Origin of the sequence: Marinobacter sp. KMM 10035, from assembly GCF_046537445.1 — a bacterium.
Classification (GTDB): Bacteria; Pseudomonadota; Gammaproteobacteria; order Pseudomonadales; family Oleiphilaceae; genus Marinobacter; species Marinobacter sediminicola.
This window is the reverse complement of sequence record NZ_JBBVMG010000003.1, coordinates 183,558-209,688: the sequence shown is the minus strand read 5'-3', so window position 1 is coordinate 209,688 and position 26,131 is coordinate 183,558. Positions and strand designations below refer to the sequence as shown.

The window sequence follows — 26,131 nt, the reverse complement described above, 5'->3', positions numbered from 1 at the left end:
CTGTTCCTTGTTTTCTGCGTTTCGGTGATACCAGCGGTTCATAACTTCCTGAGTGATGCTTATCCCTCTGCGCGTTTGCTTAAATTTTCGTTTGCCTGGTCGTATTCAGGGCTTGTCTGCCCTATGTCTGGTGCCAGCTCCCCGCTAATTAGCCAAAGCCGGTATTGAGGGTATTTTTTCTGGAGTACATCCAGCTCCTCTGTGCTCATTCTTACGTTCTTGTATGTAACGCTCGACCATCTGCTAGCCGGTATCTCACTGTTCTTTGCTAAGTGATCTACGCCTTTCAGTTTAATTAGAGTTCTAGCACGCCCTAGTATTGATTCCATAATGTTCTAAAAACCTGCTCAATCTTTCCGCTCAATAGTTGAACTCACCCTATCTATAGCCTATAATTCAATTATTGAGCTCATTTAGTGAGTTATAGCAACACACTGCAAGGTATAGAACATGTTAGAGCATTCGATAACTGAGCGCATCACCGAAAACGCCGATTGGCCACCCTTAATGGAGTGGCGGGCTTTCGCTCAGTGGTGCCGTGTCGATGAATCTGTAATGAACATGTGGGTACACCGCGCTTATGTCCCCACGGTCAAAATTGGCAAGCGTCGCCTGGTTAACCTGGTGCGCTTGGTTGAAGACTTGAAAGGGGAGAATCAGGAATGATTACTGACGAAATCCGCGCTGAAAAGAAAGAAGAAATGGACGAGCTTTTTTGGCTCACTTGTGATCTATGGTCGGCTCGCGAATACAAAGAATCTGAACGTATTGGCGCAAAGCTTCATGGTTTCAGGGACGCTTTTCTGGGGTTGGATGGTTACCTTTTCAGCTATGGTCTTCAGCTTACTTCCCTTTTCAATCTGTTTTTAGTTTCCGACGCTGAGACCTTTGAAGCGTTCGCCATGCTCAAGGCTTGCCAGGCGTTTAAGGGTCTTAATGTCGACCCAGCCCCAGCCCCAGTTCAGTCCCGTGTCGGCTCTGCTGACGTTGATTACGGCCCGCTAGATCCCTCAATAGCCGCTGAAAATAACCGCCTTGCTACGGATTACATGGCTGACCGTCCTCGCCTTCGCGGTGGCGTTGTCATTGTCTTTAAGGGCCAGTGTTCCGGCTGGATGAATGAACTACGCAATCCTGAGCGTTGGGAACCTGGCTGCTTTGCCATTGATAGTCGCGGTAATCAATACCTTGCTATAGGCGGTGATTCTCAAAATGGTGCTACTAGCTGGAACCTTGTCTATCACGCTCCACAACTAGGGGAGGCCGCATAATGCCCCGCATCCCTCCCAGGCAAGCCAACATCGAGGACAAGAACAAGCGTTTCTACGTCCAGTCCACCACATCCGTAAAGCTTGCTCTTGAGAAGGAAGCGTTCTCCAGGGGAACTGATCTTTGGACACTTTCCGGCTCCGTACTCGCGGCCTGGCTCCATGCTGGCTGTCCTGATTTCGGTTTTTCGGGTGATCAAGTTTCTAACCAAAGTATTGAAGCCCCCCCCTCGTCATCGTCGCCGCTCACGGGCTCCAAGGGAGGTTCGGCATGACCGGCGCAAGGCTGCGCAGCACGCGTAGCGCTTGGCCTTGCGCTGGTCAGGACGTGCCTCACGTTGCCCGTAACAGAGCGGAGACGTTGACGAGGGGGGAGGCCCCCCCTTTGATTCAGAGCTGTGAGCAATCGAGGCAAGCGGAGCGCGGCAGGCAACCGGGATCGTCACCCGTAAGGGCCGCGACCTTAGGCGCGGGGAGCAAAGCGACTAGAGCCCACCCCGGAGGGGTTGCACTGGAAGTTTCAGATAGTGATGCCTTGATGCTTCAGCGCCTGTTTGAGCGTCACATGATTGCTTTGAATTCGAGTGTCACCTTCTGGCGAAAAGAATTGGCCTTCGGCCATAGCCCCACGTTTGAGCTGTCACATCGTGAACGTGAGGCAGAACTGATGCAGCGCCTTTACCTGGCCCTGTTTGATGTCAACAAGCAAAACCCAAAACTCAATAAAGCAAATGCCTATAAATTGGCCAAAAACGCGGAGTAATAACCATGCAATTTGAAATGACATCCACCGTATTCAGCTGCAACAAAGTTACTGTTGAGGGTCGCACCTTTTGCAGCATCTTTACCGGCCAGCATCCTACCGGTGATAACGCAGAAAATACCCTGGGCCTTGAAGTAACCAAAATTTCTGCTGATCCCCAGGTCTTCGAGCAGCTGCGAGCCGAAAACTTTAAGCCAGGCGATAACGTCAAGCTGATCGCCATGATCAAAAAGGCAAGCGGCGGTAAGAGTCAGCCTTTTATCGTTGGCGTTGTGCCTGGTCAGAAGCCTGTTTCTGAGCCTCATAAGAAGGCTGGTTAAGGGGTAGCTGATCGTGTCCTTTTTATGGTTGCTGAACACTATCGGCGTGTATATCGCTCTAGTTGTTAGCGGGCTGCTTGGTGGTTTCACCATCTTTGCTTATACGGTCGATGAGTCGGTTTCGGACTATATCCAGGAGCACGGTTGCCCGACTGAGGAGGTTGTTAGTGAGACTCCCAAAAACCCAGTTGACTGAGCTTGGCACCGAGCGGCGCTGCACCAGGTGCAAAGAATACTGGCCTGAAGATCGCGAATTTTTCTACACCATGCAGCGTAAAGGAAGTGTGCAGGTGAAGTTTCAGCAGCCCTGCAAAGCCTGTTTTTCAGAGCTTAAACGGAATCAAAGGAGAGTAAAACAAAATGAAAACCTTCTTCGTTGTGACGTTAGCAGCCTTCACCTCAGGTTTCTTGCTCGGTGACGTTCACGGCTTCATTAGCGCACTTGAATTGTTAGGGGATCATTGATGCAAACCGTCCAGAACTACCAGTGCTCAGGCACCTTAACAAGTGAGCTTATCAACGGTAATGCCGTGATGGGCTGCTCTGGTGGTAACTGGACGGTTCAACAAATTCAGCAACAGGACATCGAAACGGTGTTCGCTGAATACCTTTCCCCTGATCCTGGGATGATTGGTTTGGTTATGGGTTCTGGCCTGGTGTTTTGGGCTGTTGGAATCGGGCTGAGTCGGGTTGTCCAGGTGATGCGGAAAGTTTCTTAAACCAGTGGAGTAATTGTTATGCCTGAATTGATCGAGATGGAAAAGAACGAAGCCAACAAGCAGTGGGCTATTGCTCGCTCTCGCGTTGGTCGTGGTGCCGCGTTGGTTGGTACCGCACTGACTGCCGGTCTTGCTGCCGGTGTGGCGTCTGCAGCTGATCACACTGTTGCTATTGGTGATGCCTTTACAGACGCGAGCGGTAACGTAACGGCTGCAGCGCTTGGTGTCATTGCGCTTGTGGCAGTGGTTGTCGGGTTGGGTCTTATTGTTTCGATTATGCGTCGTTAAATGTTTACCGGTGTTCTCATAGGGGCCCTTTGGGCCTCTATGTTTGCCCTCGGTTACAACGGCAGTTAAAGCAATACAGGGCCGGTTTCGGCCCTTTTTTGATTTAGTGGGGTCAGTTATGCGTTTATTTGTTCAAGGATGTCTGATCCTGCTGCTCTGTTTTTTTTCATCTGCTGCTAGTGCTGCCGTATTTTATTATGAAACTTATGCTGAAGCTTTAGCTGCTTGCCAAGCTATTGGTACTTACCAGTGTGATGGCCGTCCTGGTGAATTTCGTGTTTTATTAAAAAAATATGGCTCCGTTTATAATGAAAACCGCGTAGCTAGTGAGTGGGGCGGTTGTCCTTCCGGCCCTGTAGATCTTAATACGGGGTATTGTGTTGATCCTGGCCCTGTTTGCACGTCTCCTGATTTTATTCACCCTGATTCCGGCGAGTGCGTTTCTCCTAAAAGCCCGTCTGAGTGTCGTGAAGTTGGTGAGTTTTATGATCGTTCGACAAAGCTTTGCGTTACTGAGTGTTTTTGGGGTGTGTTAGGCAATATTTGTCTTCTTGAACCGGAAACGGAACCGCAAGAACCTGATCAACCAGAGTGTGGCCCTGATCATCCTGATTTTAAGGGGGTGATTGGTTTTGGTGGTGAGGCGGCAATCGTTTGTGGTGATCCTGAAAATCAATGTCCCGTCGGTTCTACTTATGGTTTCCATGAGCAGGATGATGGGAGCTACAAGCCGTCGTGCTATCCACCTGAAGCTAATGCTCCGCAATGCCCAGGTGGTCTGGCCGTCATTATGGGAAAAAAAGGTATCTCTTTTCAGTGTGGTGAGATTAGGAATCCTAATGCTACACCTGAAGATTTACTCGATGCTGTAAGTGGCGATAGTACCGGTGATGGTGCTGGTGATCTTACCGGTATCGGTAATCAGCTTTCTAAGATTCAGCAATTGATACAGAAAGGCAATAGCGATACTAGCAATATTTCAGAAAGTCTAAAGGGTATTGGTAAGCAGCTTGATTCAGGTACTAAGGCTATTGTGGATGCTATCGGCAACATTCCAGGTGGTGGCGGCGGTGGTGGTAGCAATCCAGATCCCGGAGATGGTGAGACTCCCGATCCTGTCACTTGGAGCGGTACCCCTATAGATATGGAGCTGACTGACCCTGCTAACGAATATAACCAGGTGCTTCAGGATTATGAATCGGCTATGAATACCATAAAGGCCGAAATTCAAAGTATGTTTAGCTCCGACCTTTCTGGCGGTGGTTCTGTTGATGACAACATTCAAACCATTATGGGCGTTGACGTAAATTTTTCACTTAACAGGTTCTTGCCTGGTTTAAATATTTTAGGTGCCATTATTCTTTTCTGCGCAGCATTTATATCGGCTGGTATTTTATTTACTAATAGGGGTTAGTTATGGAATTTATATCTAGTTTCTTTACCGAGTTCTGGGGTTTTCTCGATAGCATTCCCGCTTTTGTCGATGATGCATTAATAAAAGTGGGGGCTTGGGTGGTTATAGCAGCCACTAAGGCCAAGATATATTTTATCCAGTTTAGCTGGGGCGTTGCTCAGGAGGTTCTTAGTCAGCTTAATGTTTCAAGTACGATACAGGCGTATTGGGGCCAGTTAGATAGCCAGGTGTTAGGTGTTGCTACTTTTCTAAAGATACCTGAGGCGTTCAACATGATTCTTAATGCTCGTTTGACGCGTTACGTAATGGACGTAATAGGCTAGGGGGATTTATGAGTATTGTGATTCACCATGGTCACCCTGGTTCTTACAAGTCGTTCGGTGTATTACAGCGTCACGCTATACCTGCTCTGCTTGAGGGTCGAACTGTTGTAACCAATATTAGGGGTTTCGATTCAGTCGAGAAAGTTGAGCAAGCGATTGATGAAGTGCTGCCTTCTGAGGCGCGCATATTAAATGTTAATACTGAGGGTCGGGACGAAAAGCATTATATGGCGTGTTGGTTTCATTGGGCACCAAAGGGTGCTTTGGTCATTATCGATGAAGCCCAGGCTATTTACCCTGCCAAGCGAAAAGATTTCAGAATCGAGAATCTCGATTATCCGGGGGGTGAGGACAAGGCCGCTGCCGATGAACGTCCAGCAGATATGATGGTCGCTTATGATATGCACCGGCATTACAACTGGGATGTGTTTCTGTGTACTCCTCACATATCAAAGGTTCACGCTGAAATACGTCAAGCTGCTCAGGTGGCTTTTCGTCATTATTCCATGGGAGAGCTCGTGCCCTGGAAAAAAGATAAGTGGAGGGAGATAGAGCATGATCCAGAAAACAACGGCAAGTCAAAAAGCCATGCATACGGAGTCCCTAAAGAGTACAAAGCGGATGTCTCCCTCTTCGATACCTACCAAAGCACAAAAACCGGAGACCATCAGTCTAACCAAGGCCCCCAGAGCGTTTTTAAAGATAAACGTGTTGTGGGCTATCTTTCGCTTTCAGTCTTTTCTGTTCTGGCTTTTGTCGTTCTCGCGGTTAATATTTTCCAAAGGGACCGGAGCTATTCGCTACCTGATCCGACGGATATTCAGAGTATTGATCCGGTGTTCTCTGATGCTGGTTCTAATGGTCGTGATGTCCGTCGTTCTGAGGCTCGTCCTGAGGTTAGCAGTGGCATAAGTTGGCACCCCTTTACTGACGTTCGCCTTGATATAGCTGGCAGCATCAATAGGCGTTATGTGTTTCACGGTAGTGATGATCTGGGTGAGTTCTCTGTTACCCAAAAAGATATCTTTAGCTTCGGTTATCGGGTTCTGTACGTCACCGATTGCCATGGCCAGCTCTGGTGGAACGGTGAAAAAGTCCAGGATATCTATTGCCAGCGAAACCGCATTGAGCAACCTGATCTACGCCCTGATTCAAACCCTATCGGCTTGTCTAATCCCTTCCTATCCGTAAACAAAAAAGCGGAACGCGCGGACGGCCGCGACGATGGCGAGGAGCGGACGGGAGCGCGTGGAGCTTTCTAGACGTCCCTGTAACACGTCTTATAGAAAACACTGAAAGCATCCGTAACATTGCAATAGGTATCAATAATGGCCGTATCTGATTTTGAGAGAATGAATGTTTCAACTGGTGAGGTTGGCACGGGCAATTTGTTTATTGGTCCTGACGCTCAACAGTTCAATTTATCTGGTCTTAACGTCCTTTGGTCTGGCGTTGATACCATTCGCCAGCTTTTTCAGGGTCGGTTGAAGCCTGAACTTCTTTCTGAGGTTGCGTCAGCTTATGACTCTGGCCATGGTGCAACGATTTCAGTTAACGGCACGGTGTTCGCTGTTATGTCTGGTCGTCGTGGTGGTTTTCGGTACATTCTCCAGAATCGTGAGCACGGCTTAACTATTCTGATTCAGAATTTTTATGCTGAGGCAGATAACCAGGGAACCCACGTTAAGATTGAAGCCTCTCCCCGGTGGATTTATGAGCGTTCTAGCGATCAGATACAGCAAGAACTCATGTATTGGGGTCGCACTTTCCTGAGCACTATGGAGCCTTCGGGCGTGGCCATACACTTGGCCGTTGATTTTCAGGGCTGGGAGCCACCTTCAGACTTTGCGCAATCTTTTGTAACACGCGCAAAAACGGTCAGTGTCCACAACGGCATAAGCTCCCTTGAGTGGGAGAGTGGATCGACCATTAATGGCCGTGGAGAGACTTTCACGTTTGGTAAACCTAATAGCCTTCAGGTCTGTCTCTATGACAAGTCTAAAGAGGTAGATGTTTCCGACAAACGGGCTTTCATGGAGGGTATCTGGCAATGCTCGGTCAATGAACAGACGTTTCCTGACACTTGCTATGATCCTGAAAAGCCGGTCTGGCGTCTTGAAATTCGTTACCACCATCGGATTATTAATGAGCTTTGGCAGGGTACCGAAATCAAGCCGATCGTTGATTTTGCTGGGGCTGTGCCTCACCTTACCGGCCTTTGGCGTTATGGCCTTGAGCGTAATAGGTATGAGATCAAACGTGACTGGAATCATCCGGTTTGGACAAAACTCCGTGATGATGTCTTTTTCGGTTGGGATGCTCCCAGTCTCGCTTATAAACGCGTAAAAAAGGAGCCTGGTTGCGGCAACGAAAAGAACGTTATTCTCGCATTCGGCAATCTGCTTAGCGTTTATGCTCGCAACCATTTTAATCCACGGCAAGCATGGGATTGCCTTAAAACTTCCGGCCTCTGGGACGATTTAGCTGCCTATTATCGTAATAGAGGGATAGATAAAAATGACTTGTTCAAGCTCATTGAGGACGGCCTCATACGACGACGATTGCTAACTAAGGTTGCGTCGTGATTGAAAAGTATTCTAAGGGCTGGAAAGTAGATTTCTATCCTGAGGGTGAGAGTGGCCCAAGGGTACGAAAGCGAGGCTTTAAAACTCGATTGGACGCGCTTGCCTTTGTCCGCGATTACGGCAGAAAAGGAAATCAGCCAGTTATGCGGTTGCGTGATCTTGTTACCACCTGGTACGACATGCACGGTCATACACTGAAGGATAAAAAGTATCGTTTATCGAGAACGTATGCCATTGCTGATCGGCTTGGCAATCCCAGGGTAAAAGATTTCAGGGCGTCTGATTGGCTGGAGTATCGCGCTCAACGTCTTGACGTTGTTACTGCTTCAACGATTAACCATGAGCAACGCTATCTTTCGGCTGTCTTTTCAGAGTGCGTCAGGGGTGGTTTGATTTCGGAAAACCCTATTTCTACAGTTCGCCAGGTCAGAACAGCCCATCATGAAATGATGTTTCTTTCCCTGGATCAGTGTCGCCAGCTCCTGGATGAATGTTCAGCGAGCACGAATCCTTTCACCTGGTCAGTAGCGTCCATTTGTTTGGCTACCGGTTGTCGTTGGGGTGAGGCTGAAAAGTTAACTTCTTCTTCTCTTTTGCCTGGAAAGATAATTTTTCGCGATACAAAGAACGGCAATGATCGCGCTGTACCTGTCTCTACTGATCTACACCAAGCTATTAAGGAAAATTCGTTATCAGGCCCTGGTCGTCTGTTTTCTTCCTGTCGTGACGCTTTCAGGTCTGCATATGGTCGCTGTGGTTTCGTTACTCCCAATCAGCTAACTCATATCTTGCGGCATACCTTCGCCAGTCATTTCATGATGTCTGGTGGTGATCTTTTAACGCTTCAGCGGATACTCGGCCATGGCTCTATCACAATGACCATGCGCTATGCCCACCTCTCTCCTGAGCATCTGGAGTCTGCCAAGGTTTATAACCCTCTTGCTCTCCTTGCTAGTCAATAACTGGGCAAAGCAAAAAAAAAGCCTACGGTTTTCACCGTAAGCTTTTGAAATTTGGTAGCAAGGGGCGGAGTTGAACCGCCGACCCCAGCATTATGAGTGCTGTGCTCTAACCAACTGAGCTACCTTGCCATCGCTTCACCAAAGGAAGCGGCGCGTATATTATGAAGGGAGGGCTGAACTGTCAAGGGCTGACAGAAAATTCTGATCTAATAACTGTTCCTTCTCTAAGGTGATGTGGGCTTTAAGTGTTATTAAACATGAGCTTGAAGGCTTTTGTGAAAGGCAGAAAGTGTTCGGATATTACAGGCAGAGACTGGTTTCAGGTGGACCTGCATAATAACGTGTATCATTATGCAATTGTCAGACGTCCCCATATTGGAAGTGGAATCTAACTATGCAATCGAAAGAACTAGTGGCGCAATTCATCGCGGATATCCAGGCACAGCATTTTGAAGAGGCCAAGACTTTGCTCGCTACTGAAGGCTTTGAGTATGTTGGGCCGAACATGCGGTTCCTGAATCGTGATGACATGCTGTCCTATCAGTTTGGAATGGCTGCCATTCAGAAGGACTTGATTGTCCGTCAGCTCAGTGCCGATGGTGATCACGTATTTGCAATCCTGGATTATCAGACTCACTTCCAGCCAATTGGGGATGTGCGGCTTGCGGTATGGTTCCGTGTTCGCGATGACAGGATCCAGACTGTTGAAGCTTTCTATAATGCGGCAGTGGTTGAGAATATGCTGGGGGGTAACTTGCCTTCAGCGAACCCCTTGTAAAGGGTTTTTCCGTGAAGTCGAAGACTCACCGGCTGGACCGCTTTATTAGCCAGAATAGCGAGTTCTCGATTTCTGATACCCGCCTTTTAGTTGCCCAGAAGAGAATCATTCTGGATGGTCGTGCGGCTAACTCGGTTCAGCAGCGAGTGACTGAGTTCACCCATGTTGTGTTGGATGGCCAATGCTTAAATGATAGCAAGCCCGTTTACTTGATGCTCAATAAGCCCAAAGGGGTTGTTAGCGCGACCAAAGACTCTAAGCACCCTACCGTTCTGGATCTTATAGACCACCCACGCAAGAGCGAGCTGCACATTGTTGGGCGCCTGGACCTTAACACAACGGGGTTGGTGCTTCTGACCAACGATGGGGCATGGTCGCGCAAGATAAGCCTGCCTGAGACAAAACTCGAAAAAACCTATGAAGTGACTCTCTCCAGGCCGCTCAGTGAGAAGTATGTGGCTGCGTTTCGGGAGGGGATTTACTTTGCGTATGAAAACATTATAACGCGCCCGGCAAGCTTGGAGATACTTTCAGAGTACACCGCCAGGCTCTCGCTGGTTGAAGGCAAGTATCATCAGGTTAAGCGGATGTTTGGTCATTTCCGAAACCAGGTGTTGGCGCTTCACCGGGTTTCTGTCGGGAGTATTACCCTTGAGGGGGCTGAGGGGCGACTTGCGGAGGGGGGTAGTAGGCCGCTAACAGCTGAAGAGTTTGGTAATGTGGGTATCAGGGCTGTCAAACATCCGTTCGACAGCCCCGCAGGCACATCAGATAGGGTTAAACATTAAAGCGGAAGTGAATGACGTCGCCGTCCTGAACAATGTATTCCTTACCCTCAAGGCGCCATTTCCCAGCTTCTTTTGCTCCTGCTTCGCCGTTGTATTTCACGAAATCCTCATAGCCGATGATTTCAGCGCGGATAAATCCTCGCTCAAAGTCTGTATGAATCACTGCAGCGGCTTGTGGGGCCGTAGCGCCGATTCTAACGGTCCAGGCCCGTACTTCCTTTACACCGGCCGTAAAGTAGGTCTGCAGGCCTAACAGGCTGTAGCCGGCGCGGATAACCCGGTCGAGACCTGGCTCTTCCATTCCCATCTCACCCAGGAACATGCTCTTTTCGTCATCTTCCAGTTCTGAGATTTCGGCTTCAATCTTGTTGCAGATCGGCACTACAACGGCGTTTTCTTCTGCTGCGATTGCACGCACTGTATCGAGGTACGGGTTGTTCTCGAAGCCGTCTTCGCTCACGTTGGCGATATACATGGTTGGCTTGATTGTGAGAAGACACAGTTCGCGGATCAGCAGGAGTTCGTCTTTATTCAGACCCATGCCGCGCACTGGCTTGCCTTCGTTCAGCACGGGCAGCAGGCGTTCAAAGATTTCAATCTGAGCCTTGGCCTCTTTGTCGCCGCCTTTAGCAATACGCTGAACACGCTTGATGGCTTTTTCAACGGTGTCCATGTCGGCCAGGGCAAGCTCGGTATTGATGATCTCGATGTCTGCCGCCGGATCGATTTTGTTGGCGACGTGAATGACGTTGGGGTCGTCAAAGCAACGTACCACGTGTGCAATGGCTTCGGTCTGGCGAATGTTGGCAAGGAACTGGTTGCCCAGGCCTTCACCTTTGGAGGCGCCCTCAACCAGGCCGGCTATGTCCACAAACTCCATGGTTGTGGGTACGGTGCGCTGGGGCTTAACGATCTCCGCCAATTTGTCGAGCCGGGGGTCGGGCATGGCGACGACGCCAGCGTTAGGCTCAATGGTGCAAAACGGGAAGTTTTCCGCGCCAATGCCTGCTTTGGTCAGTGCGTTGAACAGGGTGGATTTGCCGACGTTAGGTAGGCCGACGATGCCGCAGTTAAAACCCATGGAATGCCTCTGCTGGTACTGGAAAGTTTGGCCGGATTATACCGGTGTACGCCAAAGGGTGCGAGTGAGGGAAATCAGGGCTGGTAGATTAGCCTGAAGTGGTCTCTGGCAGACTCAGGCGGTAGTTGGTTTGAAACTGTGTAAGCGGTTCATGGCGGCTGCGAGGTTGCCAGAAGCTGCATCGGGTAGCACCCGCATGGTTTCATTGAACACCTCGTTCAGGTCTTCCGTTTCACGCTTGCCTAAACGGCCAAGGACGTAACCGGTAACCTTGCGGCTATCGCCAGGGTGGCCGATTCCAATTCGCAGTCTTTGAAATTCGTTGGTGCCCAGATGGGCTATGGTGTCTCTCAAACCGTTGTGGCCACCGTGTCCTCCGCCTTTTTTAAGCTTGGCGGTGCCGGGAGGGAGGTCCAGCTCGTCGTGAGCAATCAGTATCTGACCGGGAGAGATTTTGAAAAAGTCTGCGAGTGCTTTTACAGAAAGGCCGCTGCGATTCATGAAAGTAGCGGGATTCAGCAGGTGGAGCTCAAGGCCTTGCCACTGAATGCGGGCGTAGTGCCCGTGGTATTTCTTTTCGGGGCGGAGCGACTGACCCGCATCGCGGGCCAGTGCTTCAACGAAGAGGGCGCCGGCATTATGGCGGGTATTCTCGTAGTCCGGACCGGGGTTACCCAGCCCAACCACCATGACAATATCCTGTGCCATCTGCCAACGCCTCCGGAGTAATTACTCCTTGTCTTCGCCTTCTTCGCCTTCTGCTGCTTCGTCTTCGGCATCGTCAGACTTGACGCCTTTCGGCTTGCTGACAGACACAACAGCCTGGTCGTGTTCTGCGTCGTGCTGCAGAGCAGGAATGCGAACGCCTTCTGGCAGCACCAGGTCACTCATGTGAATAACCTGGTCCATCTCGACATCAGCCATATCGATGGCGATGAATTCAGGCAGGTTTTGCGGCAGACAAGCTACCTCAACTTCGGTCATCAGGCGGAAAGCAACGCCACCAAAGGTCTTGATCGCAGGTGCTGTGTCTTCGTTCAGCAGGTGTAGAGGAACGTGAACAAAGATTTCCTGGTCTTTCTCTACGCGCTGGAAGTCGGCGTGAGACAGCAGCAGCTTGTACGGGTGCCGCTGAAGGTCTTTGATGATAACGCTTTCTTTCTTGCCATTCAGTTCAATGGTCAGAATGTGAGAGAAGAAGGCTTCGTTTTCCAGAGCTTTTTTCAGCTCGTTGTGCCAAATGGAAATCGGAGTCGCTTCTTTACCAGCACCGTAAATGATGGCTGGAATTTTACGCTCTTCGCGACGCAGGCGGCGGCTCGCACCTTTCCCCTTGTCGTCACGAGGAAATGCTTCAATAACAAAGTCCTGAGACATGGTTTTTACCTCAATCGTCATCTGAACTGCCCGCGACCAGGCGTTTGGACAGATGATATTTTCGAAAAGCCGGATTTTTCCGGCTGACTAAAAGAGTCGGGAGCCTTGTGGGGCTCCCGACTCGGTATCTTGATGAAAGTTGCCAGTAACTTGCTGTTTATCAGCGCATTACGGCGAGCAATCTACTCAGGCGTTCTCAAACAGCGCGCTGATAGACTCTTCGTTGCTTACGCGACGAATGGACTCTGCGAGCAGTCCGGCCATGCTGAGGGGGCGAATTTTAGCACAGTTCTTCGCTTTGTCACCCAGCGGGATGGTGTCGCACACAACAACTTCGTCAATTACTGACCCGTTGATGTTTTCGATTGCGGGGCCAGAGAGAACCGGGTGGGTAATATAAGCCACCACACGGGTTGCTCCACGCTCTTTCAAGGCATTAGCGGCCTTGCACAGGGTGCCTGCGGTATCGACAATGTCGTCCACAAGGATGCAGGTCTTATCTGCAACGTCACCGATAATGTGCATAACCTGAGATACGTTGGCCTTGGGGCGGCGCTTGTCAATAATGGCCAGGTCGGCGTCATCCAGTAGTTTGGCAATGGCGCGGGCCCGTACAACGCCGCCTACGTCTGGTGATACCACAACAAAATTCTCAAACCGCTGCTTTTCGATGTCATCAAGCAGAACAGGTGTGGCGTAGATGTTATCTACCGGTACATCGAAAAAGCCCTGAATCTGGTCAGCGTGCAGGTCTACCGTCAATACGCGATCGACGCCGATGCTGGAGATCATGTCGGCAACAACTTTGGCGCTGATGGCAACGCGGCTGGAGCGTACCCGGCGATCCTGGCGTGCATACCCGTAATAAGGGATAACTGCCGTGATGCGTGATGCAGAGGCGCGGCGCAGGGCGTCGGCCATCATGATCAGTTCCATCAGGTTGTCATTGGTTGGGTAGCACGTGGGCTGAATAATGAATACATCGTGACCACGAACGTTTTCGTTGATCTCGACGGTAGTTTCGCCATCGCTGAAACAGCCTACAGTGGCTTCTCCCATGGGGATGTGGAGTTTTTTTGCGATAGCGTGAGAAAGCTCGGGGTTGGCATTGCCAGTGAAAATCATCAATTTGGACACGACGGCATCCTTCTCGTTTTCGGAGGTTGAGTCAGAAGAAGCGGGAGAAAAATGGCTGGGGTGGCAGGATTCGAACCTGCGCATGACGGGATCAAAACCCGTTGCCTTACCACTTGGCGACACCCCAGTATCGTGCTTTTTCGGCATCATTCTAGCTCTGTCAGCTTTTGGTGAAGTGGTGATATGTTCACCCCTTTAGCTACGAACCCGGTGATGCCGGAAGGTTTGCTTTCCCAGATGATCCGGGCTGCGGATTCTGTAGGGAAACGTCCAAATATGCAAGCCCCGGTTCCGGTTAATCTTGCAGGTCCGAATTGTTTGAGCCAGTCCATGCTCTGCTTGACTTCAGGATATAGTTTTTTAACCACATCTTCACAGTCATTTCGGTACCTCGAGGCGTCTCCCTCAAAAGCGGGCGCTATTGTCATCTTCGGGGTGTTTCTTGTCAACCCTTGTTCTGAAAATATCTTTCCGGTGTTGATGTTGCATGTTGGTTTCAGAACCAAAAACCAGTCTTCTGGCGGGAAGGCAGGGGTTAGTCTTTCGCCAACGCCTTCGCCGAAGGCTGCATGGCCATGCACGAAAACGGGCACATCTGCGCCGAGGGCCAGGCCTATTTCTGCAAGCTCGTCTAAGCCCATTTGCAGTTTCCAGACGTGGTTTAGCCCCAAGAGGGTAGTGGCTGCGTTTGAGCTCCCCCCGCCGAGTCCGCCGCCCATCGGCAGACGTTTGTTGATACTGATACTGACGCCAGGAAGCTCGCCAGCCGCCTTGTGCGCTAGGGCGCGAGCTGCTTTGATGATCAGGTTGTCTTCATCCGGAACGCCGGTAAGGGGGCTCTCAAGGCGAACTCCAGGGTGTTCAGGTGTTACGCGGAGCGTTATATCGTCGCCGTAGTTGAGGAATTGAAACAGAGTCTCAAGCTCATGGTAGCCATCTGCGCGCCGGCCAACTATGTGGAGAAAGAGGTTCAGCTTGGCTGGGGAGGGCAGGGTTATGGTGTCGGTCACGGCGCCAGATCCTGCCAGTCGCTGACAACAACGCGCACTCGTTTGTTGTCCTTCAGTGCGGTGATTCTGGCAGGCAGGGCGGGGGTGCTGTCTTGCAGTTCGTGCCAACGATCGTAACGGATTTCCCAGCCGCCTTGGCGAATGATCGCTAGCTCACCACGGGTATCAAACAGCAGCCGAAAATCACCCGCCGGTGCCGGCAGGCCGCGTATCCACCAAACCAGGCTTTCCAGAGGCAGTTGCCAGCCCGTGGCGGCCTCCATAAGCGCATCTGGATCTCCAGAGCGATAGGTTTCACCGTTGGAGAGGGTAAGTTCAATAAACCCCGGAGTGCCATTCAGCTTGGTGCTGCCCATTCCCAGAAATGAGGACGACAAGGCTAGATCATAGGCCTCGCCCTCCTGTATCCAGTGGTTAATGATGGCTGTGCCGCTGTCTGTTGGTTGGCGCACCGCCAATTTGCCTGATAACTGCCAGTGATCAAACTGCCTTAGTTTCGCAGAGCGGTCTTGCCAGTCGGCGGGAGGCTGATCTGTCATCCCCTCCGGTAATGGCTCTAGTTGAATGGTGGTGCAGGCGTTCAGGCTCACCATAAGCAGTACGGCTGCCCATAAGCGCATAGCCTTTAGCATCACTGTTCACCAGTGTTGGTCAGCCGGTCAATGGTTTCTCGCAGCACGTCGTGTTCCATGTCCAGCTCAAGCGCTTCTTTCCAGATTACTTGCGCCTGCTCTTCGGCACCGCTCATCCATAAGGCTTCTCCATAGTGGGCGGCCACTTCCGGGTCAGGAAATGCTTCCCAGGCCCGGGACAGATAATCGAGTGCGGGTTCAATCTGACCTTCCTGAAGCAGAACCCATCCCATGCTGTCGAGAATGGCCGGGTTTTCCGGATCCAGCTCCAGGGCCTGCTCAATGTAGCCCCGGGCTTCGCTCAGGCGATCAGTGCGGGTGGCCAGTATGTAACCAAGGGCGTTAAGCGCGACGGCGTTTTTTGAGTCGTTTTCAATGATCAGCTTAAGGTCCGCCTCGGCCTTCTCGGGCTGGCCCAGTGCGTCGAACAGCATGGCTCGTGCATAGCGGATCTGAAGGTTTTCTGGATAGTCCTCAAGTGCGCTTGTAGCAACTTCTAACGCTTCTTGCTGGAGCTTTTGGTCAAGTAGCAGGTTGACCTCAAGCAGCCAGAAATTTTCAGCTTGTGCGGGGTTGGCGTTGCGCATGGAGTGAATATCTTCCAATGCTTCGTTGAGCCTCCCTTCTGCAGTTAGCAGGGCGCTGGCACGTGCAATAGCAGGGAAAAAGTAATTGCCTTCGTCCACGCTCTGGTAGTAACCGATAGCCTGCTCTGCATTACCTGCCTCGTCTTCTATCCTGCCCAGGTAATAGTTGGCTTCGCTGGTGTGGAGCCCCTGCTCGTTTAGTCGGTTAAGCTCTTTTTTTGCCAGCTCCAATTGCCCGTTTTCCAATGCAACAAGGGCGTGCGAAAGGCGTAGGCCGGGGTTGTCCGGATAGCGTTTTACCAGTCGGTTGAACTCGTCCTGGGCGGCTTGCAGCTCGCCTTCGCTGATCAGCATGCGTGCATATAGGGTGCCCATTTGCCGACTGGCGGGGAAGCGGCGGGTGTTGACCATCAAGTGCTCAAGCGCTTCGATTTCTCTGTCGCTCTGATAGAGGAGGTCACCCTTCAAGATAATGGCCGGCTGAAAGTTGGGCTCTTCCTTTAATAAGGGTTCTAGACGACCAAGTGCTGCTTGCGGGTTGCCGGCAATTTTCAACAGCAGGGCGATGCTGTATTCCAGCTCAGGTATGCCGGGATGGCGGTTTGCCATCTCATTGTATAAGGTCATCAGCTCTTGCTGTTGTTCGGGTGACAGGTTGCCCGCCATGGCCGCAAGGCTGTCGAAGTCTGCATCTTCCCCCTGGTTCAGGATTTGCTCCATGTACCCCAGAGCAGATTCGAGTTCATTGCGTTTTACTGCCTGAATGGCAGAGACCCTAAGTGCTTGAAGGTTGTTGGGGTCTACCTCAAGCCAGAGTTCAGCCAGCTGTTTCTGGGCGTTGTCACCATTGAGGGACTGGGCAATACGCATGGCCCGCTCAATTACGTTGGTGTCTCTGGACTGCTTGGCTGCCCGAAGGTAATTAACCAGGGTAACGTCATACCGGCCGCGCTGTGCTGCGATTTCAGCTGAAAGCAGTAAGTACAGTGTTTCCGGCTCAAAGTCCGCATACTCTATAGGCGGTTCGCTGTTGGCTTTTCTGGAATCTTCCTGCGTGTGCGTGGGGGCTTTTTCATCAACAACGGATGAATGGCCGGAACCGGTTATACTGGCGCAACCTGCCAGTGAGAGGCCAAGCAGGCAGGTAATCAAAAGCGGTGCGGATTTGTACATGCAACTTCCCGTGATTTTTTGACTACGCACCCTGAATAGCTCGGAACTCTCTCTTTTTTTGAGTTGAGCCGGGCCCGGCGTGCGCCGATTCCCTATAATGGCATAAGCTCCTGTTCTTGCCCAACCTGTCCGCACTTCCCGAAGCATGAACGGTTATGGGTGGCAGCTGAAGGCCCGGGCCGCTAAAATGCACGCACAATGGCGATCATGCACACCGTTTATTGCTAGAGGATTGTAGAACCAAGAAATGGCACTGCTAACGCTGGGAATCAATCATCGCACCGCCCCCATTGAATTAAGGGAGCGAGTTGCGTTTACGCCTGAGCGTATGTCAGAGGCGTTTGCAGAGTTGCGGGCGGCATCAGGTGCCAGCGAGGCTGCCATTCTTTCGACCTGCAATCGCACCGAGCTATATCTTGCGGGCGACGACGACTGCGCGTCGCTGGTATTGCGTTGGTTGGCGGGCTTTCACAATCTGGATGCTGCGGAGCTCGAAGAAGTGTTGTACATCCACCGCGATGCAGATGCTGTGCGACACATGATGCGCGTCGCTGCCGGATTGGATTCCATGGTATTGGGTGAGCCGCAGATTTTCGGCCAGTTGAAGGATGCCTATGCGCTGGCCCGGGAGCACGGCGGGAGTGGCTCTTTCCTCTCTCGCATGTTTGAGCAAACGTTCACCGTAGCAAAGCGTGTTCGTACACAAACTGCGATTGGCGAAAATCCTGTTTCTGTTGCTTATGCGGCAGTAAGCATGGCGAGTCGCATTTTTGCTGATATGTCGAAAAACACGGCACTGCTGATAGGTGCAGGCCAAACCATTGAGCTGGTTGCGCGTCATCTTGCAGATGCGGGCGTTAAAAACTTTATAGTAGCCAACCGCACCCTGGAGCGGGCTCAGGCACTGGCGGATTCCAGAGGTGGTCGGGGCATTCTGCTTTCAGAGATTCCGGATTATCTGGCAGATGTGGATATTATTATTTCATCTACAGCCAGCCCCCTGCCTATTCTTGGTAAGGGTGCGGTGGAGCGCTCGTTGAAGAAACGTAAGCACCGGCCATTTTTCATGGTAGACATCGCCGTACCCCGGGATATAGAGCCGGAAGTGGCATCCTTGGCGGATGTGTATCTGTACACCGTTGATGACCTGCGCCAGGTAATTGAAGAAAACATCCGTACCCGAGAGGGTGCTGCCCGTGAAGCAGAAAATCTCATAGCCGATGGCGTACAGGAATTTCTCAGCCAGCTCAGAGCGTTGGATGCTGTGTCCACGCTAAAACAGTTCCGCCAACGTGCGGAAGTGTTGAGAGACATAGAAACGGAAAAAGCCCTGCGCGCCCTGCGCAATGGCGGTGATCCCGAAACAGCATTGCGCAGTCTCGCGCGAGGCCTCACAAACAAACTCCTGCACGAACCTTCGATACAGGTTCGCAAGGCCACCACCGAAGGGCGAACCGAGGTGACCGAATGGCTGAGAGAGCTGCATCAGCTTGATGTGTTGGAAGTAGACGCGACCACCACCCCGGAAAAAATATGAAATCATCCATACAGTCCCGCCTCGAGCAGCTTGTTGAACGCTACGAGGAGGTGAGTGCTTTGCTCAGCGACCCTGCTACCATCGCCAAACAGGACAAGTTCCGGGAATTGTCGCGGGAGTATTCCGAGATTGAGCCGGTAGTGCAGTGCTTTCAAGCATGGAAGCGCTCACTGGGCGATATCGATGAGGCAAAAGAGCTGGCGAAAGACGGCGATGCCGAGATGCGCGATATGGCCGCAGAAGAGCTTGAGATTGCCGAGCAGAAAACCGAAGAGCTGGATGAAGAACTGCAGCGCCTGATGCTGCCAAAAGATCCGAACGACGGAAAAAACGTGTTCCTGGAAATCCGTGCAGGAACCGGTGGTGACGAAGCCGCCATTTTTGCCGGAGATTTGTTCCGCATGTACAGCCGCTATGCTGAGGGTCGCCGTTGGCAGATTGAAGTGCTGAGCCAGAACGAAGGCGAGCATGGAGGTTATAAGGAAATAATTGCCCGGGTTGCCGGCGACGCTGTCTACGGTGCACTGAAATTTGAATCCGGAGCTCACCGGGTTCAGCGGGTGCCGGAAACTGAATCCCAGGGCCGCATTCATACCTCTGCCTGTACCGTTGCGATCATGCCGGAAGCAGATGAGGCGGAAGCGGTTGAGATTAACAAGGGTGACCTGCGCGTGGACACTTTCCGCGCCTCGGGCGCTGGTGGCCAGCACGTAAACAAAACCGACTCGGCCATCCGGATTACTCACTTGCCCAGCGGCATAGTAGTGGAGTGCCAGGAAGAGCGATCGCAGCATAAAAACCGTGCCAAGGCCATGAGTCTGCTGGCCTCAAGGCTGCAGAATGTTGAAACTGAACGCCATCAGCAATCCATGGCGGAAACCCGCAAAAGCCTGGTGGGCAGCGGGGATCGTTCCGAGCGAATTCGAACCTATAACTTCCCTCAGGGCCGGGTAACCGACCATCGAATCAACCTCACACTGTACAAGCTTGATGATGTGATTGCGGGTGACCTGGATTCCGTAGTTGTGCCTCTTCAGCAAGAGCATCAGGCGGAGCTTCTGGCCTCGCTTTCCGATGACGAGTAAGCCTTCACTAACCTGCGAGGCGCTGCTGGGTGACGCAGCGCGCCGCATCGCCGGAGACACCTCCCGGCTTGATGCCGAATTGCTTCTTGACTATGTGACGGGTATTGGGCGTTCCGGCTTTCGTGCTTTTCCTGAGCGCGAAGTCGAGCCCCGGCTGGCAGCTCAATTCGAAGATCTTGTGGTGCAGCGTGTGCAGGGAATGCCCGTGGCCTACCTGTTGGGACATCAAGAATTCTGGTCACTCCCGCTAAACGTCAGCAAGAGCACTCTTATTCCACGCCCGGATACCGAATGTTTGGTGGAGCAAGCGCTGGAATTGCACTTGCCGGATGATGCCCGGGTTGTTGATCTTGGTACCGGCACTGGTGCCATCGCTCTGGCGCTTGCCAGCGAACGGCCGGGCTGGGTCGTTAGCGCCTGCGACCTGATGGACGATGCGGTGGCATTGGCGCAGGCAAATGCCAGCTCTTTGAAGTTACCTGTAGAGGTTTTTCAGAGCCGGTGGTTTGCGGGGTTGCCCGCTGGCAGTTTTGATCTGATTGTTTCCAATCCACCTTACATTGCTTCGGGCGACCATCACTTGGGCGAAGGCGATGTTCGTTTTGAGCCGGCCTCTGCGCTGGTATCCGGAGCGGACGGCCTTGATGATATTCGCCTGATCGTGAGTGAGGCGCCTTTTTGGCTGAACCCTGAAGGCTGGCTACTTCTGGAGCACGGGTTTGATCAGGCTGAGGCTGTTCAAGGGCTGCTCGCTACTCGGGGGTTTGCTAAGGTGGAAAGCCGGAAAGACTACGGCGGCAACGATCGCATGACCCTGGGGCAATGGCCCCGACAAGGAGCCCTCCATGCTCAGTGATGCAGAACTCCTGCGCTTCAGTCGCCAGATTTTGATGCCCCGTTTTGATATTGCAGGGCAGCAGGCTCTGAAGTCCGCCCACATTGTGATTGTCGGATCTGGTGGCCTCGGCTGCCCGGTTGCACTTTACCTGGGTGCTGCCGGTGTTGGTCACATAACGCTGGTGGATGATGACGTTATCGAACTGGCCAATCTGCAGCGTCAGATAGCGTTCGAAACTGCACAGATTGGCGAACCCAAAGCGGAAACTCTGGCTGCACGCGTGCGCAGTATCAATCCAGGGGTGTCTATTTCTGTGGTTGACCGCCGCCTTGATCTGGATGGCTTTGCGCAGGAAGTGGCGGGAACCAACTTGGCTTTGGACTGCTCGGATAATTTTGCTACGAGGTTCGCACTTAATCGTGCTTGTGTGGCTGCGGGTGTTCCGCTGATTTCCGGTGCGGCGATCCGGGGCGAAGGTCAGGTTGGTGTGTACGACAGCCGGAATTCGGAATCTCCCTGTTACCACTGTTTATACCCTGAGCAGGGCAATGAAGACTTGACCTGTTCTGAAGCTGGTGTGATCGCGCCGTTGGTTGGGATGATTGGTTCGGTTCAGGCTATGGAGGCCATTAAGGTGCTTTCCGGCGTAGGCACTTCGCTTGTTGGCCGATTATTGATTCTGGATGCTTGGGAAATGCAGTGGCGGGAAATGAAGCTTGCAAGGGATCCTGATTGTCCGGTTTGTGGGGCTGTGTAAGTCTTGAACTTGCTTGCCCGCTTCTACAATGGCTTTCTGGTCTAGTCTTTCAGCGCCTGAAACTTCGCTATTGCCTCTTTTCTACTCTCTTTCAGATCAACAATTGGCCTTGGGTATCCGCCCGGTATTACTCCACCTTTTGAAGGATCGTGGATGCGTTTGTTATCCAGCTTTGCCAACTCAGGCACCCACTCGCGGATGAACTCACCTTTCGGATCAAAACGCTCACTCTGCGTAACTGGATTGAACACCCGGAAGTAAGGTGCTGAGTCTGTGCCAGTGGATGCACTCCATTGCCAGCCGCCGTTGTTGGAGGCGAGGAAGCCATCAACTAGTTTCGACATGAAGTAGGCCTCGCCCAGTCGCCAGTCGATAAACAAATTTTTGGTCAGAAACATTGCCGTAACCATACGCAACCGGTTGTGCATCCATCCGGTCTGATTGAGTTGGCGCATGGCGGCGTCAACCAGGGGAATGCCGGTGTTGCCGGATTTCCATGCTTCGAAGTGTTCGCCTGGGTCGTTCCATTTTAGCGCTTCGGTTTCTGGTTTAAAGGCGCGATGCATGCTCACTCGGGGGCAGTGGTACAAAGTATGGATATAGAAATCCCGCCAGGCGATTTCGTTTATCCAGGTCAGGAACCCTTCCTGATTGCCTCCCATACCTTGTGCTTGTTTTGCTGCGAACAGGCACTGGCGGCCGGAGAGTACGCCGTTAGCCAGGTAAGGGGAGAGCTGGCTGGTGCCGTCAAGAGCGGGGAAGTCTCGTTGCTCTTTGTAGGCACCGCCGTTTTCGTTGAGGAAACCTTCCAGTTGTGAGTGGGCAGCATCCTCTCCGGTTTCCACCAGTGCTGGCGGAGCGTTTTCAAAACCATCAGGAATGCGTGAGATGCGTTCCGGCTCAATAGCTTCGCCCAGAGCTGCAGGAATCGGGTATAGCCCTGGCTGGTTGTCATCAATCCAGGTGCGCCAGCGGCGGGAGAAGGGGGTGAAGACGGAATAAGGCTCACCCTGGCCGGTTAGTATTTCGCCCACCGGCGCCACGGTCTGGTCGCGGTACTTGCGGGTTATGATGCCCAATTCGTCAAAACGGTGCTTCACTGCTTTGTCGCGCTTGCGCTCGTTGATGCCATACTCTTCATTGAAGTGGAGTTGGCGTACGCCATGTTCACGGCAATGATTCTCCAGCGCGGTAATACTGTCAGTGAACTGATCGGCATGAATAAAGCAAAGCGGTATACCCAGCTTTCCCAGTTCCTCAGCCAGAGCATTGGCATGGGCGACAACAAACTGTACCCGTGCCGGTGACCAGTCGTGTTCCTGCCATTGCGCGGGTGTCAGGATGTAGCAGGCGCGAACGTTTGGATGACCTTCCGCTTTACAAGCAGAGGTAAGGGCGGGGTTGTCTGCGATTCGGAGGTCATTCCTGAACCATACCAGTTGTGTCATTGGCTATTCCGTGTCGTGTTCCAGCATTTAGTGTAGGGGTAATTACATCGCACGGAGGCAATAAAATCACCTGGTTAGATATTCGCCCAAGACCCCTGATTGGATTATAGTCGTCACAACTTTAGTGGCCGTATTCGTGGGAGATTAGCAGCGATTATGGAGAATGAAACCGAAAGCTGGCGCGATGGCATTTGGGCGCAGCCGTATGAACTTTTGTCTGGCCAAACCCAGTACCACAAGCTTGGGCATGTGCGGCTGTGGGTAACCCTGCTGGATAATGAATGGCAGGTTCGCTCCGTAACGCGGGAGCCTGAAACAGACCCCGTGAGCTGGACGGAATCTATAGGGCATAAGCTACCACTGACAAGTGTTTCCCTGGAACGCTTTATCCGGGATGGGGATTCGCCAACGGTAACCTTTATACCGGCGGTGGCTAACCTTCCCACGGTAATCCGCCCGTTCCAGCCGTTGACCATTCCGGCAGGTGGTCGTTGCACAATTTATGTGGGAACGGTTGTGTGGATGAAGGTGTGTGCCGGGGCCAAACAGACCGTTCTGACCGAGGTTCCGCTGGCAGCCCCTTCTCTTACCTGGGTGGGCCGCAATACCATGGAAGGTGAGTTGTGCTATTCATCTTCCAGTTTTGCACGTTTGGTATTGGAGGCGGTTCCCAAGCGACCCTGGCGCGCAGTAACGCCGGTCACCATTATCAATCGACGGGCGGAACCATTGCTATTGGATCGCTTCAGCCTGCCCACGCCGTTGTTGTCACTGCACCAGAATGAGCGCGGACAGCTTTGGACACCGGGTGTGGTTGTTGAGGTCGAAACCGATATGAATTCAGCCAGCTTGCACGTGGATCAGAGCTTGCTCGTTGCGGCGGGCCCCTGTGAGCAGGTGGCTCCGGCCCGTGTGAAAGCGGCCAAGGGGCGCTTTGTACGAGCGTTCGACCGGGTGTTTGGCTGATGCCTTTTTTGCAGGTTAATTATTGTGGCTGAAGAGCTGAAGGCGGGTGCAATGCAGATGTTTACCGACATAGCATGGGGGCAGTGGATTAGTTCCGGCTTTATATTGGTGTTAGGTATTGTTCTGGCATCATTGGCGGCGCGGAGTGTGTCTCGCGTGATGTCCAAGCGCAGTTCCAGACACCACACGGTTATGATTCGACGGTTGGTATTTTACGTCATCTTTCTATTGTTTGGTGTGGCTGCGCTCCGGGAAGCCGGGTTTTCGCTGGACGTGGTGTTGGGTGCGGCCGGTATTCTGACGGTGGCCATTGGTTTTGCGTCACAGACGTCCGCATCAAACATGATCAGCGGGTTATTCCTGCTTGTGGAAAAGCCCTTTGAAATTGGCGATGTCATTGAAGTGGAGAAAACTACGGGTGAAGTGGTGGGTATCGACATGCTCAGTGTGAAGCTGCGCACCAGGGATAACCTCTATGTACGCATTCCCAACGAAACCCTGATCAAGACCCCGGTTGTTAACCGCTCGCGCTTTCCTATTCGCAGAATCGACCTTCAGGTGGGTATTGCCTATGCTGAAGATGCAGAGAAGGTGGAAAAACTACTGTTGGAACTGGCTGAAAAGAACCCTGCCTGCCTGGAAGAGCCCAAAGCATTTGTGCTGGTTACAGCATTTGGCCCTTCATCGGTGGATTTGCAGTTCTCCTTCTGGGTACCGAAAGACAAGGTGTTGGAAGGCAAAAGCGGTATGCTCGTTGCTGTAAAGAAAGCTCTGGATAAGGCGGACATTGAGATACCGTTCCCCCATACCAGTATTTATGCTGGCAGCCACTCCGAGCCGTTCCGGGTGCAATTGATGGCGCCTGAAAAAGTCACTGAAAAGGAAGAGTTGGATGTCCAAAAAGACAGTTGAAGCCCTCAAGACCGTGGAGCCGATACCTGCTGAAAATAAAATCAGCCTGGGCTGGCGAGAATGGGCGGCGCTACCTGATCTGGATATTAACCGCATCAAAGCAAAAGTGGATTCCGGGGCGCGCACCTCGTGCTTGCATACTTTTCGGACGGAGCCCTACACACAGGATGGTGAGCGCCGAGTTCGGTTCTGGGTTCACCCGGTTCAGAACGATATGCACCAGGTTGTGGAGTGCGATGCTCGTGTGCTTGATGAGCGTGAAGTAACGGATTCCGGCGGCCACACAGAGTTGCGACTGGTGATTGAAACCACATTGGTGATTGGCGGCCAAAGTTGGCCCGTTGAGATGACGCTCACGAACCGCGATAGCATGCGGTTTCGTATGCTGATTGGGCGCACCGCGATGGAGGGTCGATCCATAATATATCCCGAAGCTTCCTATCTTGCCGGGGAACCGGCTTTAAGGCCTAAAAAATGAAAATTGCAGTTCTGTCCCGTAACCGGCATTTGTATTCAACCCGTCGTTTGGTGGAAGAAGGGGTCAATCGTGGTCATGAAGTGAAGGTGATTGATTGCCTGCACTGCTCCATGAACATCACATCCGCCAACCCGAAAATTCATTATCACGAGGAAGTTCTGGAAAATTTCGACGTGATCATTCCCCGTATTGGGGCGTCCGTTACTTTCTACGGCACAGCGGTTCTACGCCAGTTTGAAATGATGGGAACCTTCCCGGTAAACGAGTCTGTTGCCATCACTCGTTCAAGGGATAAGCTGCGCTCCCTGCAGCTACTTGCTCGTAAAGGCGTGGGCATGCCGGTAACCGGCTTTGCCAACAAGCCGGATAACGTGCCTGAGTTGCTTAAAATGGTGGGCGGTGCGCCCGTGGTGATCAAGCTTTTGCAAGGCACCCAGGGTATTGGTGTTGTGCTGGCGGAAACCCGCACAGCGGCAGAAAGCGTGATTGAAGCATTCATGGGCCTCAAAGCCGACATTCTTGTGCAAGAATTCATCAAAGAAGCCGGCGGTGCAGATATTCGCTGCTTCGTGATTGGCGATAAAGTCATCGCTGCTATGAAGCGACAGGGTGCCGAGGGCGAGTTCCGTTCCAATTTGCACCGTGGCGGTAGCGCCTCACTGGTTCGTATCACGCCGGAAGAGCGCAAAACGGCCATTACGGCAGCAAAAGCCATGGGTCTGAACGTGGCGGGGGTGGATTTGTTGCGCTCGAGCCGTGGGCCGCTGGTGATGGAAGTTAACTCCTCGCCGGGATTGGAAGGCATAGAGAACGCCACCGGCAAGAACGTCGCGGGTATGATTTTGAACTGGATTGAAAAAAATCACGCGCCCTGGCGCACCAAAACCAAAGGCAGAGGATAATCG

General features: G+C 52.2%; 30 protein-coding genes and 2 tRNA genes. 21 read left to right on the top strand and 11 right to left on the bottom strand.

The features are described 5' to 3' along the window. Positions 1-59: 59 nt before the first annotated feature. Positions 60-209: a hypothetical protein gene (locus AADB16_RS16460; RefSeq protein ID WP_410804852.1), complete on the bottom strand. Its 150-nt coding sequence runs from the start codon at positions 207-209 to the stop codon at positions 60-62. Between the two features lie 241 nt (positions 210-450). On the opposite strand from AADB16_RS16460, the gene AADB16_RS16455 reads away from it, so the two are divergent. The 11 genes from AADB16_RS16455 (at position 451) to AADB16_RS16405 (ending at position 8,642) form a co-directional block, all read left to right on the top strand. Further along, the gene (locus AADB16_RS16455; protein WP_410804850.1) at positions 451-666 is read left to right on the top strand and encodes a hypothetical protein; all 216 of its coding nucleotides are present in this window, start codon (positions 451-453) and stop codon (positions 664-666) included. Then, positions 663-1,271 (top strand): hypothetical protein, encoded by a 609-nt coding sequence (locus tag AADB16_RS16450; RefSeq protein ID WP_410804848.1) that lies wholly within the window; start codon positions 663-665, stop codon positions 1,269-1,271. The genes AADB16_RS16455 and AADB16_RS16450 overlap by 4 nt, the downstream gene beginning before the upstream one ends. A 268-nt stretch (positions 1,272-1,539) precedes the next feature. Next, positions 1,540-2,031: a hypothetical protein gene (locus AADB16_RS16445; RefSeq protein WP_410804846.1), complete on the top strand. Its 492-nt coding sequence runs from the start codon at positions 1,540-1,542 to the stop codon at positions 2,029-2,031. A gap of 5 nt (positions 2,032-2,036) precedes the next feature. After that, positions 2,037-2,351 carry a hypothetical protein gene (locus AADB16_RS16440; RefSeq protein WP_410804844.1) on the top strand — a complete coding sequence of 105 codons (315 nt, stop codon included), beginning with the start codon at positions 2,037-2,039 and terminating at the stop codon, positions 2,349-2,351. Between the two features lie 464 nt (positions 2,352-2,815). Then, positions 2,816-3,070: a hypothetical protein gene (locus tag AADB16_RS16435; protein ID WP_410804842.1), complete on the top strand. Its 255-nt coding sequence runs from the start codon at positions 2,816-2,818 to the stop codon at positions 3,068-3,070. Between the two features lie 18 nt (positions 3,071-3,088). Further along, entirely contained in the window at positions 3,089-3,358 is a 270-nt protein-coding gene (locus AADB16_RS16430) for a hypothetical protein (RefSeq protein ID WP_410804840.1), read from the top strand. 118 nt (positions 3,359-3,476) lie between these two features. Next, a complete protein-coding gene (locus AADB16_RS16425; RefSeq protein ID WP_410804838.1) occupies positions 3,477-4,772 on the top strand; it encodes a hypothetical protein in 1,296 nt (431 codons plus the stop codon). A 2-nt stretch (positions 4,773-4,774) separates the two neighbouring features. Next, positions 4,775-5,095, top strand: coding sequence for a DUF2523 family protein (locus AADB16_RS16420; protein WP_410804836.1), 321 nt, complete (start codon positions 4,775-4,777; stop codon positions 5,093-5,095). 8 nt (positions 5,096-5,103) lie between these two features. Then, on the top strand, positions 5,104-6,357 hold the full coding sequence (locus AADB16_RS16415; RefSeq protein ID WP_410804834.1) for a zonular occludens toxin family protein: 1,254 nt from the start codon (positions 5,104-5,106) through the stop codon (positions 6,355-6,357). 66 nt (positions 6,358-6,423) lie between these two features. Then, the gene (locus AADB16_RS16410) at positions 6,424-7,680 is read left to right on the top strand and encodes a hypothetical protein (RefSeq protein WP_410804832.1); all 1,257 of its coding nucleotides are present in this window, start codon (positions 6,424-6,426) and stop codon (positions 7,678-7,680) included. Beyond that, a complete protein-coding gene (locus AADB16_RS16405; protein ID WP_410804830.1) occupies positions 7,677-8,642 on the top strand; it encodes a tyrosine-type recombinase/integrase in 966 nt (321 codons plus the stop codon). The genes AADB16_RS16410 and AADB16_RS16405 overlap by 4 nt, the downstream gene beginning before the upstream one ends. A 52-nt stretch (positions 8,643-8,694) precedes the next feature. Here the strand turns inward: AADB16_RS16405 and AADB16_RS16400 are convergent. Continuing rightward, positions 8,695-8,771 (bottom strand) — tRNA-Met (locus AADB16_RS16400). A 265-nt stretch (positions 8,772-9,036) separates the two neighbouring features. Here AADB16_RS16400 and AADB16_RS16395 point away from each other — a divergent pair. Together AADB16_RS16395 and AADB16_RS16390 are read left to right on the top strand one after the other, a co-directional pair. Then, a complete protein-coding gene (locus AADB16_RS16395; RefSeq protein ID WP_309044860.1) occupies positions 9,037-9,420 on the top strand; it encodes a nuclear transport factor 2 family protein in 384 nt (127 codons plus the stop codon). A gap of 11 nt (positions 9,421-9,431) precedes the next feature. After that, positions 9,432-10,208, top strand: coding sequence for a pseudouridine synthase (locus tag AADB16_RS16390; RefSeq protein ID WP_410804828.1), 777 nt, complete (start codon positions 9,432-9,434; stop codon positions 10,206-10,208). Here the strand turns inward: AADB16_RS16390 and ychF are convergent. The 8 genes from ychF to AADB16_RS16350 all read right to left on the bottom strand — a co-directional run bounded on the left by ychF (position 10,198) and on the right by AADB16_RS16350 (position 17,205). Next, positions 10,198-11,289, bottom strand: a complete 1,092-nt coding sequence (gene ychF, locus AADB16_RS16385; RefSeq protein WP_200202009.1) for a redox-regulated ATPase YchF — start codon at positions 11,287-11,289, stop codon at positions 10,198-10,200. The two genes, AADB16_RS16390 and ychF, sit on opposite strands and share 11 nt — an antisense overlap. 114 nt (positions 11,290-11,403) lie before the next feature. After that, on the bottom strand, positions 11,404-11,997 hold the full coding sequence (gene pth / locus AADB16_RS16380; protein WP_410804826.1) for an aminoacyl-tRNA hydrolase: 594 nt from the start codon (positions 11,995-11,997) through the stop codon (positions 11,404-11,406). Positions 11,998-12,018: 21 nt separating this feature from the next. Then, positions 12,019-12,666, bottom strand: a complete 648-nt coding sequence (locus tag AADB16_RS16375) for a 50S ribosomal protein L25/general stress protein Ctc (protein ID WP_298450495.1) — start codon at positions 12,664-12,666, stop codon at positions 12,019-12,021. Positions 12,667-12,852: 186 nt separating this feature from the next. Then, positions 12,853-13,803, bottom strand: a complete 951-nt coding sequence (locus tag AADB16_RS16370) for a ribose-phosphate pyrophosphokinase (protein WP_298449795.1) — start codon at positions 13,801-13,803, stop codon at positions 12,853-12,855. Positions 13,804-13,855: 52 nt separating this feature from the next. Next, positions 13,856-13,930, bottom strand: a tRNA-Gln gene (locus tag AADB16_RS16365). Between the two features lie 19 nt (positions 13,931-13,949). Continuing rightward, complete coding sequence (gene ispE / locus AADB16_RS16360) at positions 13,950-14,813, bottom strand: 4-(cytidine 5'-diphospho)-2-C-methyl-D-erythritol kinase (protein WP_410804823.1); 864 nt, start codon at positions 14,811-14,813, stop codon at positions 13,950-13,952. Next, the gene (gene lolB, locus AADB16_RS16355; protein ID WP_410804821.1) at positions 14,810-15,445 is read right to left on the bottom strand and encodes a lipoprotein insertase outer membrane protein LolB; all 636 of its coding nucleotides are present in this window, start codon (positions 15,443-15,445) and stop codon (positions 14,810-14,812) included. Before lolB ends, ispE begins: the two co-directional genes overlap by 4 nt. Further along, entirely contained in the window at positions 15,445-17,205 is a 1,761-nt protein-coding gene (locus AADB16_RS16350; protein WP_410804819.1) for a tetratricopeptide repeat protein, read from the bottom strand. The genes lolB and AADB16_RS16350 overlap by 1 nt, the downstream gene beginning before the upstream one ends. A 247-nt stretch (positions 17,206-17,452) precedes the next feature. On the opposite strand from AADB16_RS16350, the gene hemA reads away from it, so the two are divergent. The 4 genes from hemA to AADB16_RS16330 are packed head-to-tail and all read left to right on the top strand — an operon-like array spanning position 17,453 to position 21,422. Beyond that, positions 17,453-18,742 carry a glutamyl-tRNA reductase gene (gene hemA, locus AADB16_RS16345; protein WP_309044853.1) on the top strand — a complete coding sequence of 430 codons (1,290 nt, stop codon included), beginning with the start codon at positions 17,453-17,455 and terminating at the stop codon, positions 18,740-18,742. After that, entirely contained in the window at positions 18,739-19,827 is a 1,089-nt protein-coding gene (prfA, locus tag AADB16_RS16340) for a peptide chain release factor 1 (RefSeq protein ID WP_309044852.1), read from the top strand. Before hemA ends, prfA begins: the two co-directional genes overlap by 4 nt. Beyond that, positions 19,817-20,683 carry a peptide chain release factor N(5)-glutamine methyltransferase gene (gene prmC / locus AADB16_RS16335; protein WP_410804816.1) on the top strand — a complete coding sequence of 289 codons (867 nt, stop codon included), beginning with the start codon at positions 19,817-19,819 and terminating at the stop codon, positions 20,681-20,683. Before prfA ends, prmC begins: the two co-directional genes overlap by 11 nt. Next, positions 20,673-21,422 (top strand): HesA/MoeB/ThiF family protein, encoded by a 750-nt coding sequence (locus AADB16_RS16330; RefSeq protein WP_410804814.1) that lies wholly within the window; start codon positions 20,673-20,675, stop codon positions 21,420-21,422. Before prmC ends, AADB16_RS16330 begins: the two co-directional genes overlap by 11 nt. Before the next feature lie 41 nt (positions 21,423-21,463). Here the strand turns inward: AADB16_RS16330 and phrB are convergent, their stop codons facing one another. Continuing rightward, on the bottom strand, positions 21,464-22,870 hold the full coding sequence (gene phrB, locus AADB16_RS16325; RefSeq protein ID WP_410804812.1) for a deoxyribodipyrimidine photo-lyase: 1,407 nt from the start codon (positions 22,868-22,870) through the stop codon (positions 21,464-21,466). Positions 22,871-23,026: 156 nt separating this feature from the next. On the opposite strand from phrB, the gene AADB16_RS16320 reads away from it, so the two are divergent. The 4 genes from AADB16_RS16320 to rimK are packed head-to-tail and all read left to right on the top strand — an operon-like array spanning position 23,027 to position 26,128. Further along, positions 23,027-23,836: a hypothetical protein gene (locus tag AADB16_RS16320; protein ID WP_309044848.1), complete on the top strand. Its 810-nt coding sequence runs from the start codon at positions 23,027-23,029 to the stop codon at positions 23,834-23,836. A gap of 51 nt (positions 23,837-23,887) precedes the next feature. Beyond that, positions 23,888-24,748 (top strand): mechanosensitive ion channel family protein, encoded by an 861-nt coding sequence (locus AADB16_RS16315; RefSeq protein WP_309044942.1) that lies wholly within the window; start codon positions 23,888-23,890, stop codon positions 24,746-24,748. Next, positions 24,729-25,226, top strand: a complete 498-nt coding sequence (locus AADB16_RS16310; protein WP_410804810.1) for an ATP-dependent zinc protease — start codon at positions 24,729-24,731, stop codon at positions 25,224-25,226. Before AADB16_RS16315 ends, AADB16_RS16310 begins: the two co-directional genes overlap by 20 nt. Next, positions 25,223-26,128, top strand: a complete 906-nt coding sequence (rimK, locus tag AADB16_RS16305) for a 30S ribosomal protein S6--L-glutamate ligase (RefSeq protein ID WP_298449807.1) — start codon at positions 25,223-25,225, stop codon at positions 26,126-26,128. Before AADB16_RS16310 ends, rimK begins: the two co-directional genes overlap by 4 nt. Positions 26,129-26,131: the final 3 nt, after the last annotated feature.